13 protein-coding genes are annotated in these 15,927 nt (G+C 57.9%); 5 read left to right on the top strand and 8 right to left on the bottom strand.

The genetic code is table 11. From position 1 onward, the window contains the following. Positions 1–71 precede the first annotated feature (71 nt). Positions 72–1,610 (bottom strand): fatty acyl-CoA reductase, encoded by a 1,539-nt coding sequence (locus LPB19_RS08130; protein WP_206645558.1) that lies wholly within the window; start codon positions 1,608–1,610, stop codon positions 72–74. Positions 1,611–1,839: 229 nt separating this feature from the next. Further along, a complete protein-coding gene (locus LPB19_RS08125; protein ID WP_206645557.1) occupies positions 1,840–2,319 on the bottom strand; it encodes a hypothetical protein in 480 nt (159 codons plus the stop codon). Between the two features lie 333 nt (positions 2,320–2,652). On the opposite strand from LPB19_RS08125, the gene LPB19_RS08120 reads away from it, so the two are divergent. The 4 genes from LPB19_RS08120 to LPB19_RS08105 all read left to right on the top strand — a co-directional run bounded on the left by LPB19_RS08120 (position 2,653) and on the right by LPB19_RS08105 (position 8,757). Then, the gene (locus tag LPB19_RS08120) at positions 2,653–4,689 is read left to right on the top strand and encodes an HDOD domain-containing protein (protein WP_206645556.1); all 2,037 of its coding nucleotides are present in this window, start codon (positions 2,653–2,655) and stop codon (positions 4,687–4,689) included. Beyond that, positions 4,647–6,821, top strand: coding sequence for a putative bifunctional diguanylate cyclase/phosphodiesterase (locus tag LPB19_RS08115; protein WP_206645555.1), 2,175 nt, complete (start codon positions 4,647–4,649; stop codon positions 6,819–6,821). The genes LPB19_RS08120 and LPB19_RS08115 overlap by 43 nt, the downstream gene beginning before the upstream one ends. 236 nt (positions 6,822–7,057) lie before the next feature. Further along, the gene (locus LPB19_RS08110) at positions 7,058–7,711 is read left to right on the top strand and encodes a class I SAM-dependent methyltransferase (protein ID WP_206645554.1); all 654 of its coding nucleotides are present in this window, start codon (positions 7,058–7,060) and stop codon (positions 7,709–7,711) included. Between the two features lie 38 nt (positions 7,712–7,749). Next, positions 7,750–8,757 carry a DUF2156 domain-containing protein gene (locus LPB19_RS08105; protein WP_206645553.1) on the top strand — a complete coding sequence of 336 codons (1,008 nt, stop codon included), beginning with the start codon at positions 7,750–7,752 and terminating at the stop codon, positions 8,755–8,757. Here the strand turns inward: LPB19_RS08105 and murI are convergent. Together murI and nudC are read right to left on the bottom strand one after the other, a co-directional pair. Continuing rightward, the gene (murI, locus tag LPB19_RS08100; RefSeq protein WP_206645552.1) at positions 8,735–9,595 is read right to left on the bottom strand and encodes a glutamate racemase; all 861 of its coding nucleotides are present in this window, start codon (positions 9,593–9,595) and stop codon (positions 8,735–8,737) included. The two genes, LPB19_RS08105 and murI, sit on opposite strands and share 23 nt — an antisense overlap. Next, the gene (nudC, locus tag LPB19_RS08095; RefSeq protein ID WP_206645551.1) at positions 9,592–10,419 is read right to left on the bottom strand and encodes an NAD(+) diphosphatase; all 828 of its coding nucleotides are present in this window, start codon (positions 10,417–10,419) and stop codon (positions 9,592–9,594) included. Before nudC ends, murI begins: the two co-directional genes overlap by 4 nt. 140 nt (positions 10,420–10,559) lie before the next feature. On the opposite strand from nudC, the gene plsB reads away from it, so the two are divergent. After that, entirely contained in the window at positions 10,560–13,028 is a 2,469-nt protein-coding gene (gene plsB / locus LPB19_RS08090; protein ID WP_206645550.1) for a glycerol-3-phosphate 1-O-acyltransferase PlsB, read from the top strand. Positions 13,029–13,030: 2 nt separating this feature from the next. Here the strand turns inward: plsB and LPB19_RS08085 are convergent, their stop codons facing one another. The 4 genes from LPB19_RS08085 to adk all read right to left on the bottom strand — a co-directional run bounded on the left by LPB19_RS08085 (position 13,031) and on the right by adk (position 15,653). After that, a complete protein-coding gene (locus tag LPB19_RS08085) occupies positions 13,031–13,855 on the bottom strand; it encodes a class I SAM-dependent methyltransferase (RefSeq protein ID WP_206645549.1) in 825 nt (274 codons plus the stop codon). Further along, on the bottom strand, positions 13,855–14,202 hold the full coding sequence (locus tag LPB19_RS08080; RefSeq protein ID WP_206645735.1) for a UDP pyrophosphate phosphatase: 348 nt from the start codon (positions 14,200–14,202) through the stop codon (positions 13,855–13,857). The genes LPB19_RS08085 and LPB19_RS08080 overlap by 1 nt, the downstream gene beginning before the upstream one ends. Before the next feature lie 78 nt (positions 14,203–14,280). Continuing rightward, a complete protein-coding gene (gene tsaB, locus LPB19_RS08075; RefSeq protein ID WP_206645548.1) occupies positions 14,281–14,979 on the bottom strand; it encodes a tRNA (adenosine(37)-N6)-threonylcarbamoyltransferase complex dimerization subunit type 1 TsaB in 699 nt (232 codons plus the stop codon). A gap of 20 nt (positions 14,980–14,999) precedes the next feature. Then, positions 15,000–15,653, bottom strand: a complete 654-nt coding sequence (adk, locus tag LPB19_RS08070; protein WP_206645547.1) for an adenylate kinase — start codon at positions 15,651–15,653, stop codon at positions 15,000–15,002. Positions 15,654–15,927: the final 274 nt, after the last annotated feature.

Genomic DNA, 15,927 nt, shown 5'->3' with positions numbered 1-15,927 from the left:
CCCACCCGACCGTGTTGTTTGACGTGCAGAAAAGGCGCCCGACCGGAATGCGCAGCCGGCCGGGTCGAGGATCAGGCTGCGGCTTTGCGAGCCTTTGCAGAGCGCAGGCTATACACCTTCCGCTTTTTGAGGGCATACCGGTTGAGCCCGGCAAGATGGATGTCACGCAGATAGGTGCGCCAGTCGATGGCTCGTGCGTCGACAGGGAACAACGTCTGGTCAACGCTACCCATACGCCGGGCCAGCGCTTGCAGACGGTCGCTATGGAAAACATAGTCCGGCGCGGTATAAAACCCGAAAATGGTGGCCAGCGAGCGGGTGGTGTCGAGATTTCGAAGCACCTTTAGCTCACGGCTGTTGCCCAGCATCTTGAGCACCCGATCAGTCACGCTGAGGGGCAAGCGTGCACCACCAACCACCAGATCGAAGAGTTTGCGATCCACCGCAAAGAAGGGCTTGGACGGCTCGCGATAGAAGAGATGATCGTACTTGGCGTAGTTTTCCCTGGCTTCGTCCATGACATGGTCAATGAACTCACCCAGACGGATCGGATTGGTGCCACCGCTGCACGACTGATAAATGCGCTGCTCTCCAGGCTCGGCAAGTGCTTCCGCCAATGACAGAATGATGGCGTTGGCCACCAGATCCACCGGAATCACATCGATAATGCCCGATCGCTTTCCGGGGAACAGAGTGACCTTCTCGCGGGCGTAGGCCAGGATAATGGCGTCAGCCACTTTCACACCCTCAATCCAGCCTCTTACAGGCTCTTCCAGCGCACTTTCGATGATGGAGGGGCGCACAATCGTCAGAGAGCGACCGGACAAGGCTTTCATCAGCAACTGCTCACCCAACCACTTGGTAAAGGTGTAGGTGTCGCTCCAGCCATAATGGTTGGCTTCCCGAATCCCCAGATCCACCAGTTTCTTCTGCAGGGCGCTACCGGAATACCGCGAGCGCACATCAGCAATCTTGTCTTCGAGAAGCCGGACCAGCTCCTCAATTTCAAAGTAACCTTCATCGCTTTGCGGGATTGCAGCACCGGCTGGCTTGATCACCGCCTCACCGACGTTTCCGGCATTCTTGCCATTCACATAGCAGGTGGATACCTGAATGACACCCAGATGGTGATTGCGGAATGCCAGCTCAGCAATGTTGTACAGACACAGTGTGTTGATGGATAACGCTTTGTCGAGTTCTTCCCGGAAGTTCACGCTGGCAGCGGAGTTGATGACAGCATCCAGCGTGCCCGCGAGCTGGTCAAAAGCCTGTTCCGAAAGGCCAAACATGGGCTCGGTGACTTCACCGGTAATGCAGTGGATGCGTTCCTCGAGAAAGGTCTCAAACGCTTCGTTGTCATCGTGACGCAGTCGCTCGAACACCGATGAGGTAGCAATTTCTTCCAGGAATCGGCCGCGAGCCTCCGGATGACTCTTGTTGCCCCGGATAAGAAGGTGAATGCCGGCTATATCGGGGACGGCCCGGATAAGCTTCTCAAGAACCACTTTTCCCAGAAACCCGGTTGTACCGGTGATCAGTACATGCTTGCCTCGGAGCTGTTCAAGAACTTTTGATGACGTCTCTCCGGACTTCAACTGCTGTGTTGCCATGGGCGAACTCCTTCTCATAACTTTTCAAACATCGGCCACTTACTTCCTGTGGCCCTAAGTCGGCGTAAAATGTGTACACAGATGCCTTTGCATAATGCGGGCCACGATCACACCTTTTCGATCAATAATTGCACAACCATCGTGACAGCAAGGTGACAGTGAGCATAGTTACGGGACCGTAACTGCCCGATGAGAATTGCAAAAGGCAAAGACTTTTGGCCTTCGCGTGCTAAGACCGATCGCCCGAGCCGTGCATCAGGGAGTCCAGCAATCGCTGCAAGGACATATCGGCGGGCGTCTCCTTCAACGCCTCAACGAGGCGCGACTGCTCTCCGAAGCGCTGCTGGTCGTAAGCCTCATCGGCAGGCGGTATCTGGCGGGTGTATTCGGGCGCGGAAACCTGCCCGTGAGAGGCAGACTGCTCGGGCGCATCCGGCTTCAGGCCTGCAATGACCGGAGGGGGCGGATCGACCGGCAGGGGCGAAACCTGATCCGCCAGATGCCGCAGGTGGTCAGCAAAGCGTTCCCGGTCCTCGGGTAGCAACTGCTCCCATTGGAGCTCGCCCAGCCCTGTCTGAATGATTTCAACAGTGTCTCCGTCAGGCATGCTCCCGAGCAGTGCAAGCAACCGGGTGAATGCCTCATAACGCAGCATGCTGTTGCTCGCGATAGTGGGGAGCACCGTTTCCAGCTCCCGGACGGCGGTCATACAACGATCTCCCGGACGCGCCGAGGGCTGACTCGATGTATCTGTGTTCCGGCTTTCGGCGTCAGCAGTGCCATGCGACCGGTGGGCCGACGATGCCCGCGACTGATTCCCTGTCATTTCAAACTCCCTGCATCCATTCAGCAAAGCGGTGGCTTACATGCCTCCAAAATTCAACGCGTTTCACAAGTCCGACAAGACGGGGCCGGAAATGCGCTCTGTGCGGTTTAATCGACATCGATTATTGTCTAAGCTCGAGCCTCGTTACAAAAGTAAACAATCCGTTAAGCATTAACTGCTTCTCAAAATCTCTGAAATACAGCGGCAGGCAAGCGTATGGATCTAGCTCCAGATCTTCAGTTACCGAGTCTTCCTGAGATCATTCTGCGTGTACTGGAAGCCTGTCGCCAGAACGACAGTCAACGCTCGATCAGCGAACTGGTGTGTATGGACACTGGGTTGGTGGCCCGCATACTTTCCCTGGCCAACGCCTCCAGCCAACCGCCTGCAAGCATTACCTCGATCGAGCAGGCTCTGGCACGCCTGGGTAGTCGACGGTTCCGCAACCTTGTTCTGACCGCCGCGCTGCAGCAACTACCCCTGCAACTGGGGCGTGAAGAGTGGCTCCAACTCAGGGATTTCTGGCGGCATTCGCTGAGCACCGCGCTGACTGCCCGCGCCCTCGCGACCCTGACCCAATACCAGGAACCCGACCTGGCCTTTGTTCTGGGCATGCTGCACAACGTGGGCGAACTGCTCGCCATCAAGACCCCCACGCCCGAGGGCAAGCAATACTACTTCAACAACCTGGCCACGATCGCTGCCAAGCTGACAACAGACTGGGGACTGGGCGTCGTCCCGGCCGATGCCATGCGTTACCAGCAGGCATTACCGGACGAACTCAGGGATGCCGGACATCTGGTCAAACTGATCAGCGTAGCCACCCGGCTGGCTTTATCGGATGCCGCCGGCATCAAAGCGGCGTCAACCGTTTTTGGGCTTACCGAGGAACTGGTCAGGGAGCTGAACCGTCGCATTGCGCATGAGGTCGCCACCGCCGCAACCCGGTTTGGCATCACACTCGATGGCGACTATCACGGCGATGAGACCGCTCGACAACTGCAGGCAACCGTGCTGCGCGAGAGCATGGCCAACCAGGTTCTCCGCCTGTCGGACCTGAATAGCACCATGGACGAGATTCTGTCCGATACAGTCCAGAGCCTGGCCATGGTGACCGGCCGCCCCGCCCTGTGTTTTACCCATCGCAACGAGACCCTTGAATTGCTGGCCGGCACAATCGGTGCGCTTCCCGCGCTTTCGGTGTCCAGCAAGCCCGGTGGCAGCGTGCTAACAGAAGCCTGCAATACCGGAGGCCTGGCCCAGCTTCATGATCGTGCACTCACGGTTCTGGACCGACAGATCCTTGCCATACTTCGGACCCCGTCTTTGGTTGCCATTCCGCTGCTCACAAACAGTGGTTGCGTAGCGGTCTACATCCTGGGCACCGATAATCAGACCCCGGATGACACATCAGAGCTGGCAACACTGTTCACCAGCCTGCTCGCAACAGCGCTCAATGAACAGCCTGGCAACAGCGGCCAAGGCATGCCCTTCGCTGCCGAACTTGTCAGAGACCAGATCCGCAAACAGGTGCATGAAATTAACAACCCCCTGACGATTGTTCGCCAGTACTTGCACCAACTGGGTCGCCAGGTCCAAACCGATAGTGTTCGTGAGAACCTGGCCGTCATCAAAGAAGAACTCCATCGGGCCGGACAGCTTCTGGACCAGTTGGGCCGCGCGGAAGAGTACCCTCACGAAACCGTCGAGATCGAACTAAACAGCGAACTCAGAAGTGTGGCACGAATTCTGGACGACACCCTGTTCGCCAATACCAAGCACCAACTCCAGGTTCACCTCTGCGAATACCCGGCCCACCTCTCCGCAGACGCGTCGGCCATAAGACAGGTGGTGATCAATCTGGTTCGTAACGCGGCCGAAAGCTTGCCGGAGGAAGGCGGCAAAGTTGAGATCCGAACAGCGTCCCCGGTTTGGCATGACCACCGCACCTGGGTGGAGCTGGAGATTTCAGATACAGGCCTAGGCATCCCGATTGACGTTCGAGAAACGTTGTTCAAGCCCGTGCAAAGCACAAAAGGAGAAGGCCACAGCGGATTGGGCCTGAGTATCGTGAAAAACGTCATTGATGACATGGAGGGCATCATTGCGTGTCGCACGGGTCTGGAGGGCACGTCCTTCCGGATCCTGCTGCCAACGATAAGCCGCGAAAAACCCATTACTGATGATGCAAAAACAACGGAAACAGCCCAATGGCATCTGACTTCACTGCCGAGCAACTCAGCGGTCAACTGACGGCACACATTCTGCTGGCCGACGACGAACCCAGGCTGCTGAACATGCTGGCCCACCTCCTGCGCGAGGCAGGCTACCAGGTTACCGAAGCACAGGGCGGCAAAGAGGCCTGCGACCTCGTGTTGAAGCAGGCCTTTGATTTAGCCCTGCTGGACCTCAGGATGCCCGAGATCGACGGTTTCGACACCATGGCGCACATTGCCAGGGTTCAGCCTGATTGCGGCGTTGTCGTTGTCAGCGGCGAAAGCTCGTTCAGCGCCGTCAGCCGGGCGCTGCGACACGGCGCCTTGGATTACCTCCGTAAGCCCTACGACCCGGACGAATTACTCACGACCGTCGCTCGAGTGCTCAAAAAACGTTCATTACTGCGCGCCCACGAACAAATTCAGCAACGGCTGGAAAAGTCCGAGGCCCTGCACCGCTATATAGTTAACAACTCCCCAGACATCGTGTTCATGCTCGATGCCGATGGGCGATTCTGCTTTATCAACCGAAAGGTTGAGGGGCTACTGGGCTACGACCCGAGCGAACTCTGCGGCGAGCATTTTCGTCACCTCATCGACGACCGGGACTTCGCCTGGGACAAATACTCCCTCGCGGATCCCCATATCTCAGCCGATAACCCGAAAACTCTTGAGCTACGGCTAAAAGCCCGCGGCGGCCGCCGCGCTACGCGGCATTTTGAAGTGACCGCCTTCCCCATCGATCCACAAAGCTGGCCACACGCCGACGACGCCCAGACCAATCTGAGCAGCAAGAGTGCACGCTATTACGGAACCGCCCGCGACGTAACCGAACGCAAGGAGGCCGCCGAATTCATCAATTATCAGGCCTACCACGATTTACTGACCCGGCTGCCAAACCGCACGCTGTTCCAGGATCGACTCGACCTCGCCATTACCCACGCCCGGCGGGACGGAACCCGACTGGCTGTGATGTTCCTCGACCTTGACCGGTTCAAGGTGATCAACGACACACTTGGTCACGGCATGGGCGACCGCCTATTGCAGGCGGTTGCCCACCGACTGGAGCAGTGCTTGCGCAAGGGCGACACGCTGTCCCGGTTTGGTGGCGACGAGTTCACCCTGCTACTACCGTCGATTCATGACGAGGAAGACGTCCGGGGAATCGCCAGAAAACTCATTGACGCCATGCGGGCACCATTCCAACTGGGCGACCATGAAGTATTTGTTGGCATCAGCATTGGCATCTCAATATACCCCGATGTGGGGTCGAGTATCGCCCAGCTGATCCAGAGTGCGGACATTGCCATGTACCACGTCAAAGCGTCCGGAAAAGACGGCTACCGTTTTTACAAAGCCGACATGAGCATCGATGCCACCAGCCGTCTGCAGATGGAACGGGATCTCCGGCTGGCACTGAAGCGGAATGAATTGAAGGTGTTTTACCAACCCCAGGTCTGCTCAAAAAGCAATCAAATCGTTGGCTTTGAAGCGCTGGTACGCTGGCAGCATCCGAAACGCGGCCTGCTTTACCCGGGCGAATTCCTGCCACTGGCAGAGGAAACTCGGCTCATCAGTCAGCTCAGTGAGCGGGTACTGGATCAGGCCTTTCAGGACGCCGGCCGATGGATCCGCGGCGGACACCCGGATTTGCGCCTGGCAGTCAATTTGTCGCCGGTGCAGGTTGAGCACCCCAGGTTCGTCGAGACCCTGCTTGAAAAGGTGAAAACTCATGACTTCCCGACCAGAAACCTGGAAATCGAGATTACCGAAAACGCCATCATGAGCGATCTCGATCAGATCAGTGAAAAGCTCCGGGAACTGGCCGCAACGGGCATTCGCATTGCTATTGATGATTTTGGCACCGGCTATTCATCGCTGAACTATCTGCACAAACTTCCGATCCACACCCTCAAGGTGGACCAATCCTTCGTTAAAGCGATCCGCAGCGGAGAGGACGGCGCCTGTATCGTCAACGCCATCGTTGCCATGGCACATGGTCTGAAACTTGAGATCATTGCCGAAGGCGTGGAAACCGGGGAACAGCTTTCCTACTTGCGTCGTCTTGGCTGCCATCAGGTCCAGGGTTTTTACTATGGCCCTGCCAGACCACCCGCGAAAATTACCCGCTCCCTTGGCGACACACGAACTCGCGCCGAAGCCATCTAGTTATCCTTTATCGATTGTCGAACACTCAGTTTCAGAATATTGATAAGGTTTGCAAAGCTTGTTTTTGCGTTACCGTTTGTATACCGAAATGCGGATTCCTGCACATCTTTCAGCCACCCTGTTCTCTAAGCTCGAATGTACCAGGCGTTGATCACCGAAACCGATACAGCTGTCAGGCCAACAATGACAAGAAACGGTGACAACAACCCGAGAAACAAGAACAGGCAGCAGTCATCATGCGCGATAAATACAAGTACATCGGACCGGCATACGATTTTCTGAGCAACCTCTACAGCGGCAAAAATATCCATCGATGCAAGACGGCGATGCTGGATGTGGAAACGGTGAAACCCGGCGATCGAATTCTGTTTGCCGGTGTCGGTCATGGTCGTGATGCAATCCGCGCCGCCGAGCTGGGCGCGGATGTGACGGTCGTCGACCTGTCCGAAACCATGCTCCGCAAATTCGCTGCCGCCCAGCAGAAGGAAGCCCCGCTGCTGAAGATTCGTCGCATCCACAGCGACATCATGAAAGTCGAGGAATTCGAGCAATACGACATGGTCATTGCCAACTTCTTCCTCAATGTGTTCGACGAGGACATGATGCTGCGAGTACTCGAACACCTGATTCGTCTTGGCAAACCGGAAGCACGCGTGGTGGTCGGGGACTTCTGTTATCCCAGTGGCAATCCTCTCGCCCGCCTGTTCAAGAAAATGTATTGGTATTTCGCGGTGTTTATTTTCTGGGTCTTTGCCAACAACGCCTTCCACAAAATCTACAACTACCCCGAGCACATGCAGCGCCTGGGTCTGCAAGTGACCGAGAAGAAACACTTCAAGCTGCTCAACATGGACTGCTACTGGTCCATCCTCGGTCGGAAGCAGGCCTGAGCTGGCCACCCTACGAACAAACATCGGGAAGCAGACCCATGTCGGATCAGACTCTTGCCCTGGATGGGCTCCAATCACTGGCCAGCGGCTCTTTCACCTTTGCTGAGCGGGTAAATTACCTGAAAAAATACGGGGTACACTCCCAGGCTTTTTCCACCCTCCAGCCGGGCATGCAGTATTTCGACATGCCCGGAGTCGGGTACATCGCTTACATGCGCAAATGGGGAGGAACGTTCGTGCTGTCTGACCCGGTGTGTGCTCCGGACCAGTTCGCGGTCATTCTGGAACAGTTTCACAACCGGTTCCCGAACGCCTCGTACATCCAGGTGTCAAAGGCTGTTGTAGACGTCCTTCACCTGCGTTTTGGCCTCTACGGCACCCAGTTCGGCTGCGAGTCCCGTATCGACCTTCGCAAATGGTCCCTGAGCGGCAAGAAGAAACAGATTCTGCGCACCGCACTGAACCAGGCCAAGAAGAAGAACATTACCGTCAAGGAACGCTTCAGCGACGACCACACCCGGGAAATTTCCGAAGCCTGGATTCGCACCCGCAAGTGCAAGAGCAACGAAATTCGCTTCCTGATCCGACCGATGGAAATGGATTACCGGGAAAACGAGCGGCACTTTTACGCCTACGAGGACGGCAAGGCCGTTGGCTTCATCTATTTTGACCCGATTTACCTGAACAACGAGATCATCAGTTACGTGCCCAACATCTCCCGGGCCAATGCAGATTTCAAACAGGGTATTTTCTACACCCTCATGCTGCGCGCGATGGAGGTGTTCAAAGCGGAGGGCGTTCCCTTCATTGACTTGGGGCTGATCCCCATGTCTCTCGATCGGGCCATCGAACACCAGGAAAGCCGGATGCTTAAGAAGCTCGAGCATCTGGTGTATGAGAAAGGGAACTTCCTTTACAACTTCAAGGGCCTTGAGTTCACCAAGTCACGCTTCCGTGGCGAGCAGTTCAAAACCTATTGCTGTCACAAGCGGGCCATACCGGCGCTTGAGTTTCTTGCCATGTTCAAGCTAACCCGACTGATCTGACCCGACCGTCCCGGCTCGGCCAGTTCGCCAGAATACTGCGGGCTGGCAAGCCAAGCCCAGCCATGAAACCCGCCACACCCTCGGGGGCCGGGCCGGAGAACAGCGCACAGCGCACCGGCCACGGGATTCCCTGCTCTGGCGCCAATGCCCGCTCAATGCCTCCCAGCTCGGTCAGCCAGTAAGCTACACGTCGAGCGATGGCCTGACCGGAATCCACCCAGTGGTGCACACCCGGTAACACTTCACGAAGCGCCGCGCCAAGCAGCGGGTAGTGGGTGCATCCCAGCACTACGGTATCGACATCGACTCGCCGGAAGCCGGCGACCGAGGCGGCCAGCGCCTCCATCGGTACCGGGACACCGCGAACCAGGTCTTCGGCCCAGCGCACGAGTCCGGAGTGGCCAATACGCTCAACCTGACAATGGGCCGCGAACTCGTTCACCAGACTGTCCAGATAAGGGCGCCGAATGGTGGCTGGCGTTGCGAGCACACCAATACGTCCGTTCTCGGTCTTGGCCGCAGCCGGCTTGATCGCTGGCACCACGCCCACGACCGGCACATCAGTCATGGCCCGAAGGTGCGGTAAAACAACGGTACTGGCGGTATTGCAGGCCACAACGATCACATCACAGGGTACTGTCTCAAGTACTGCGGCAATCAGGCTCAGGCACCGTTCCACCACCACCGATTCTGGCTTGTCACCATAAGGGAAGCCGAGGTTGTCAGCGAGATACACCAGCTCGATGCCCGGCAGCTCCTCCACAATGCAGGACGCGACACTGAGGCCTCCAACACCGGAATCAAAAACAAGCACTCTGGGTGCCGGTTGATCACTCACAAGCTGGCTCCTTTGCGAGCTATTTCGCACGCCATGGCCTGAATCAGGCGACCAGCAATGGTAGTGTCCGGCGGCACCGGTGGCATTTGCCCGGGCACAAACCAGTCTGCATCCACCAGCTCATCCTCCTGCAGAATCAGCTCGCCGCCGGCATAGTCTGCAAAAAAACCCACCATCAGTTGATGAGGAAATGGCCAGGGCTGCGAGGAAAAATACCGAATATTGGTGACATCCAGCCCGGTTTCTTCTTTGACCTCCCGGCCAACGGCAGACTCGAGGCTCTCCCCGGGCTCGACAAAACCCGCAATCAGACTGTAGAAGTGCCGCTTTACCCGGGATGACTTGGCGAGCAGCATGCGATCGTCTTTCCGAATCACCACGATCACACAGGGCGCCAACCTGGGGTACCAGGGAATGGCGCAGGGCTCGCACCACTTCGCTCGCTCCGTCGCGTGCATCCCGGTTTCTGTTCCACACCGACCGCAATAGCGATGGTCGTGCCACCACTGCCAAAGCTGGAATCCGGTGCTTAACAGGCCGGCTGGCACGTCCTCAGCCATAAGCAGTGCATCACGCAGGCTCACGGCCTCAAGCTCGGGGCTGACACCCGCCTGATTCCCGGCAACGAACACCGGCTGCCCGCCCAGAGTACCCAGCGAAACCGCTGCTCCCTGCTCGGCAGAAAACTCGGGCTTACTGACGGGAACGAGCCACCCCTCTGCCGGTTTCAGGATCTCCGTCCCGGACACCAGCAGGAGCCAGTCACCCGGTGCAGGAGAATCGGTAGTCCAGCCCGGAAGCCATTCGTTGTCGAGGGTTGCCATATCCGCCTTTCAAATACTTTAGGGATGCGCCACGCTGAAATGTATCATACCGGGCGGAAAACCAAGTATTGCCTCTGGCTTTCCGCACCGAACGCAACCAAGTAAAATTAGCCCCTTTACGTTCACCGGAGCACGAATGTATGCGATTTTTCCAGGGCATTCATAGCCTGATACTGGCCTTTTTCAGGAAGATCCTGTTTCTCTGGGTCAGAACCGATGCCAGTGGTAACAGCGTTGAGGCGCTGGGGCTGGATCTGGAAAAACCGGTGTGTTACGTACTCCCAACCAGCTCCCTGTCCAGCCGGCTGGTACTCGAACACGAAGTCATCCGCGCCGACCTGCCCGGGGCCACAGAGTCCCTCCCGGTCAAGAATGGTCCGGCTCATTCCTTCTTCTTTCTTTACGATCGCCCGGGCGGTCTGTTCCGGCGCCGGCCAACGCCAACAGTCACGTCTGAATTTGAGGCCTTGATTCAATACGGCCTGGCGCACCCCGATCAGGACGTCCAGATTGTGCCCGTTTCCCTGTTTTGGGGCCGCTCCCCCGACAAGGAAAAATCCCTGGTCAAACTGCTGCTGTCGGACACCTGGAACGTCGCCGGACGACTTCAAAAGTTTCTGATCATCATGGTTCATGGCCGCAGCACCTACGTTCAATTCAACCAGCCGCTGTCCCTCAAGCAGGTGATCGACGAATATCGCCACTCCGAGGAGCGGGCCCAGCGTAAGCTGGCAAGGATTCTGCGCACTCATTTCGGTCGCGTGCGACAAGCGGTACTCGGACCTGACCTGTCTCACCGGCGGACCCTGGTAGGCAGCCTGGTACGAACGACTGCGGTGAAAGAAGCGATACGGGAAACGGCTGCCAAAGAGGGTGTTGCGCCGGAAAAAGTGCGCGCCAAAGCCTGGAAGTACGCGGATGAAATCGCCGCCAACATGTCCATCGTCACCATCCGCTTTCTGGAAGTCATTCTGTCCTGGTTGTGGAACCGGATTTACAACGGCATCGCTGTCAATAACATCAAGGTGGTGAAAGAGGTGGCGCAGGAAAGTGCCGTCGTCTACGTGCCTTGCCACCGGTCGCACATCGACTATTTGCTGCTGTCTTACGTGTTGTATAAAAACGGCCTGATGCCGCCGCACATCGCCGCCGGGATTAACCTGAACATGCCGGTCGTCGGCCCGATTTTGCGCCGCGGCGGAGCCTTCTTCATGCGCCGGAGCTTCAAGGACAACCCCCTCTACGCCACCGTTTTCAACGAGTACATGCACGTGATGTTTTCCCGTGGGTACTCGGTCGAATACTTTGTCGAGGGCGGACGCAGCCGGACCGGGCGAATGCTGCAGCCGCGCCCGGGCATGCTCGCCATGACCGTGCGCAGTTTCCTGCGCAACCATCGAAAGCCCATCGTGTTTGTACCTGTCTACATCGGGTATGAGAAAGTCATGGAAGGCCGAACCTATCTGGGCGAACTCCGGGGCAAGAAAAAGCAGAAGGAGAGCATCTTCACACTGGCCAGAACCGCCCGTAAGCTGAGCAATTCGTTCGGCCGGGTTGCGCTGAATTTCGGCGATGCCATTCCGCTAACGGAAGTGCTGGATGACGTTCACGACAGCTGGCGTGAGGAAGCCTACGACTCCGAGTACCGTCCAGCCTGGCTCAACACCGTGGTGGATCGGCTGGCCCAGCGTGTGGCCTCGAATATAAACGCGGCCGTGGCGGTAAACCCTATTGGCATGACCGCCACGGTTTTGCTGGGTACGGAACGGCTGGCGATGGACGAGAAACAACTGATCCGGCTGATGGATCAGTACGCCGACCTGCTCAAGGCTTACCCCTACGCCGACACCGTTACCCTGCCCGAAGGCAGCGGTAAAGACTGGGTCGCCTACTGCGAAAACATGGGCCTGGTGGAGCGCCAACCCCAGAAACTGGGTGATATAATCGCCCTTGAAGGCAGCAATGCCATCCTGATGACCTACTATCGGAACAACATCCAGCACCTGTTCGCCCTGCCCGCCCTCGTCGCCAGCCTGTTCGAAAACAAGGATGCCCTTCGCAGGGATAAGATCCTGTTCCTGGCCGGCGTCGCCTACCCCTATCTGCAGGCCGAGCTGTTCCTCCAGTACGATGCCGACGACGTCGAAAAGGTCATCAGTCGCTGGGTTGATGTGCTGATTGATCAGGGCCTGCTGACCGAGCTGGACGATGGCCGCATCGCCCGGCCGGCAGAAGGCACCGAGGAAATGCTACGACTGCGGGTGCTGTCACGCTTCATCATCCAGACCCTGGAGCGCTACCACATTGCCCTGGGCATCCTCCGCAAGAACGGCTCGGGCAAGCTCACCGCCGTAGAACTGGAAGAACAGAGCACCCTGCTGGCCGAGCGCATGTCGATTCTGTTCGGCCTGAACGCTCCGGAGTTCTTCGACAAATCCCTGTTCCGTAACTTCATCGCCCATCTCAAGAAGAATGGCGTGATCACCACGGACGAAAACGGATTGATCAGTTACGGAGACGGTCTGGATGAGGTCGCAGAAGATGCCCGGCTGGTTCTGGGCCTTGAGAAACGCCAGGCCATTCAGCAAGTCACCATGATGGACGCCTGAGTTTACTGGGCCGGCAGCGCCTTGACCGGGTAGATGTCGTAACGACTGCTTTTACCCTCAACCACCGTTGCCGGCGCCGTCCCTTCGATCGCAGGAGCCTTCCGCGGGCGTTTCACTACGACCCGGTAACGGACACACTTAAGAGCAGCATGCAGTAGTTCGGCCGAGTCGTCGTCATCACCTACGATGCGCCGAAAGACCTGCATTTCCTTTTTGACCAGAGCAGACTTATCCCGGTGCGGGAACATCGGATCCAGATACACCACATCCACCGACTCCGGGTCTGCTTCGGCCAGCCACTTTATGCTGCTGCCCGATTTCAGCGTCATACGCCGAATGATCGGCGCACAATCCACGTTTAGCGCCGCTCGAGCAAGGCCATCTGCCAGCAAGGCATGAATCACCGGGTTTCGCTCGAATAACGTCACCGTGCAACCCAGACTGGCCAGCACAAACGCGTCCTGACCCAGGCCAGCCGTGGCATCCAGAACATGCAGTGCCGCCCTGGTTTTCTGCAAGCCCACCGCTTTGGCCACCAACTGCCCCACACCCCCGCCGTGCTCACGACGATACCCCATTTTCCCGGCCACGAAATCAACACGAACCGGGCCCGGAGCCCCCTTGCCCGTTATTTGCAGGCAAAGCCCCTGATCGTCGGAATAGAGCAGGACTGCACAATCACGCACATCTTTGGGCCGGACCACACCAAGATCAGGCAGCCCCAGAGTGTCCCGAAGCGAGGCAGTGAGCGCGGCATCGCCGAGTGGACTGCGCCCAAGGGCCAGTTCAGCGAGTTTTTTGTCCAGATCAGACGTTGCTGGTGCCATCAAACCAGTATATCAATGCCGGCTAAGGGGGCTTCGTTTTCGAAACCCTGCCCGGCGGCGGCAACCACCGCAAAGGTGGACAGCGCCTGGGCAGCAGGGAGGGGGATCTGGTCTGCGCGGAAACGCTCAAGACGGACATCTTCGGCGGCACGGCGCGCTTCGATTCGGCGTTCCGCGTTATCAGTCAGAACCGGCTCCGGTGCCTGCTTTGCCATATCCTGGCGAGCGGCGGCCGGATTCTTGTCCGGCATCAAGGCGGGCGCACCAACCGCATCGGAGCGCTCCCTGACGGGACCGCCTTTGCCAGGCTGAACGTTGTGGGTACCGGGCTGAATGCCACCAATCATGGACAAGAACCAAAACCTGAGAGAGAAGGATTCGCTAGCGGCAAGTATGGTCGATGCGAGGACAGAAGCAAAGTCGTGTTATTCCCGTCCCGGCAGCTTCTTCCAGGCCACTTCATCGCGGATATACACCGGCTGGGCCTGGTGTGCTGGAACCCCTTGCCCCTGGCGGGCGCCATGCTCTGCCAGCCGGGCTACCCAGGCAGCCCGCGGCACCAGGGTTTCATCGGTCGCATGAACCTGACTGGCCACCGCCTCCGGCATCTGCTGCCGGAACTTCCAGCCCGCGCCGGCACCAAACCACCGCCCTGCGTTTCCTTCAAGGTCGACCAAGGAAGGCGGACAAACCCGCTCTTCACCCTGCAGTATCGGCAAGCCTTGCTGACACGCAAAGCAGCCCCAGTAGACCTCGCTCATGCGCGCATCGAAGGCCACGGCAACAGCGTCTCCCTCACCAAGCTTGCCGGCGTCAATCGCAGCCATCGCCACCGCCTGCAGGGAGGATACCGGAACAACCGGCACCTCGAGTCCCCAGGCCAGCCCCTGAATAACGCCCGTGGCGATGCGCAGGCCGGTAAACGATCCCGGTCCGCGAGCAAACGCCAGCGCATCAAGATCCGACGGGGACAGATTGGCCTCTGCCAACAGCTCACGAACCATGGGCATCAAAAGGCGGGTATGGCCTCTGGGCGCTATCTCAAATCGTTCAGACAGCGCGCCATCGACCAAGAGGGCTGCCGAGCAGCCCTCCGAGGAAGTGTCCAGTGCCAGCAGTTTCACGTGGGTCAAATTCCGAAGTATTACTTGAGTTCAGACAGGATCTGATCGCGGATGCTGTCGAGGCTGCCAACACCTTCCACACGAACGTAGCGGGGCGCGGCTTCAGCATCCCTGGCTGCCCAATCCTGGTAGTAGCCCACCAGAGGAGCGGTTTGGTCATGGTAGATGCTCAGACGCTTGCGCACGGTGTCTTCTTTGTCGTCTTCGCGCTGAACCAGAGGCTCTCCGGTTTCATCATCCTTGCCCTCCACCTTGGGCGGATCGTATTTAACGTGGTAAATCCGCCCGCTGCCCTCGTGCACACGGCGGCCCGACAGACGGCTGACGATTTCTTCGTCATCAACGGCGATTTCAACGACGTAATCAATGGCGATGCCCTGATCTTTCAGAGCCTCAGCCTGAGGGATGGTGCGCGGAAAGCCGTCCAGCAGGAAGCCGTTCTTGCAGTCCGGCTGCTGGATGCGTTCTTCGATCAGGGCAATGATGATGTCATCGGACACCAGACCACCGGTCGCCATCACTTCCTTCACCTGCTTGCCAAGGTCGGACTCGGCCTTGACCGCAGCTCGCAGCATGTCACCGGTAGAAATCTGGGGAATGTCGAAGCGCTCGGTAATAAACTGGGCCTGAGTCCCTTTACCCGCGCCCGGCGCGCCTAACATGATGATCCGCATAACGTTGTGCTCCCATTTAAGTCATATCGTGTGAAAAGTTGTTGCAAAAGCCCGAGCCTTTGCGACAACTTCTCCATCAGCAGACACCGGCTGACCTCGGGATTCAGAGAACGCGCATTATACGAAGTCAGCCTCCATAGAGAAAGTCGACCTCCGTACCATATCCGGGCGAGCAAGGGTTCGCCGGGGCAGCCGCGAGTTCAGGGGAAAGGGAAGACGCCAGTGCATCCAGGTCAGCCGGCTCTGGAATGAGCCGCTGGAGCGGGCGTGCGGA

Source organism: Marinobacter salinisoli (assembly GCF_017301335.1).
In the GTDB taxonomy this organism is placed as follows: domain Bacteria; phylum Pseudomonadota; class Gammaproteobacteria; order Pseudomonadales; family Oleiphilaceae; genus Marinobacter; species Marinobacter salinisoli.
The sequence above is the reverse complement of the archived record's forward strand: the minus strand, read 5'-3'. Positions and strand labels throughout refer to the sequence as shown.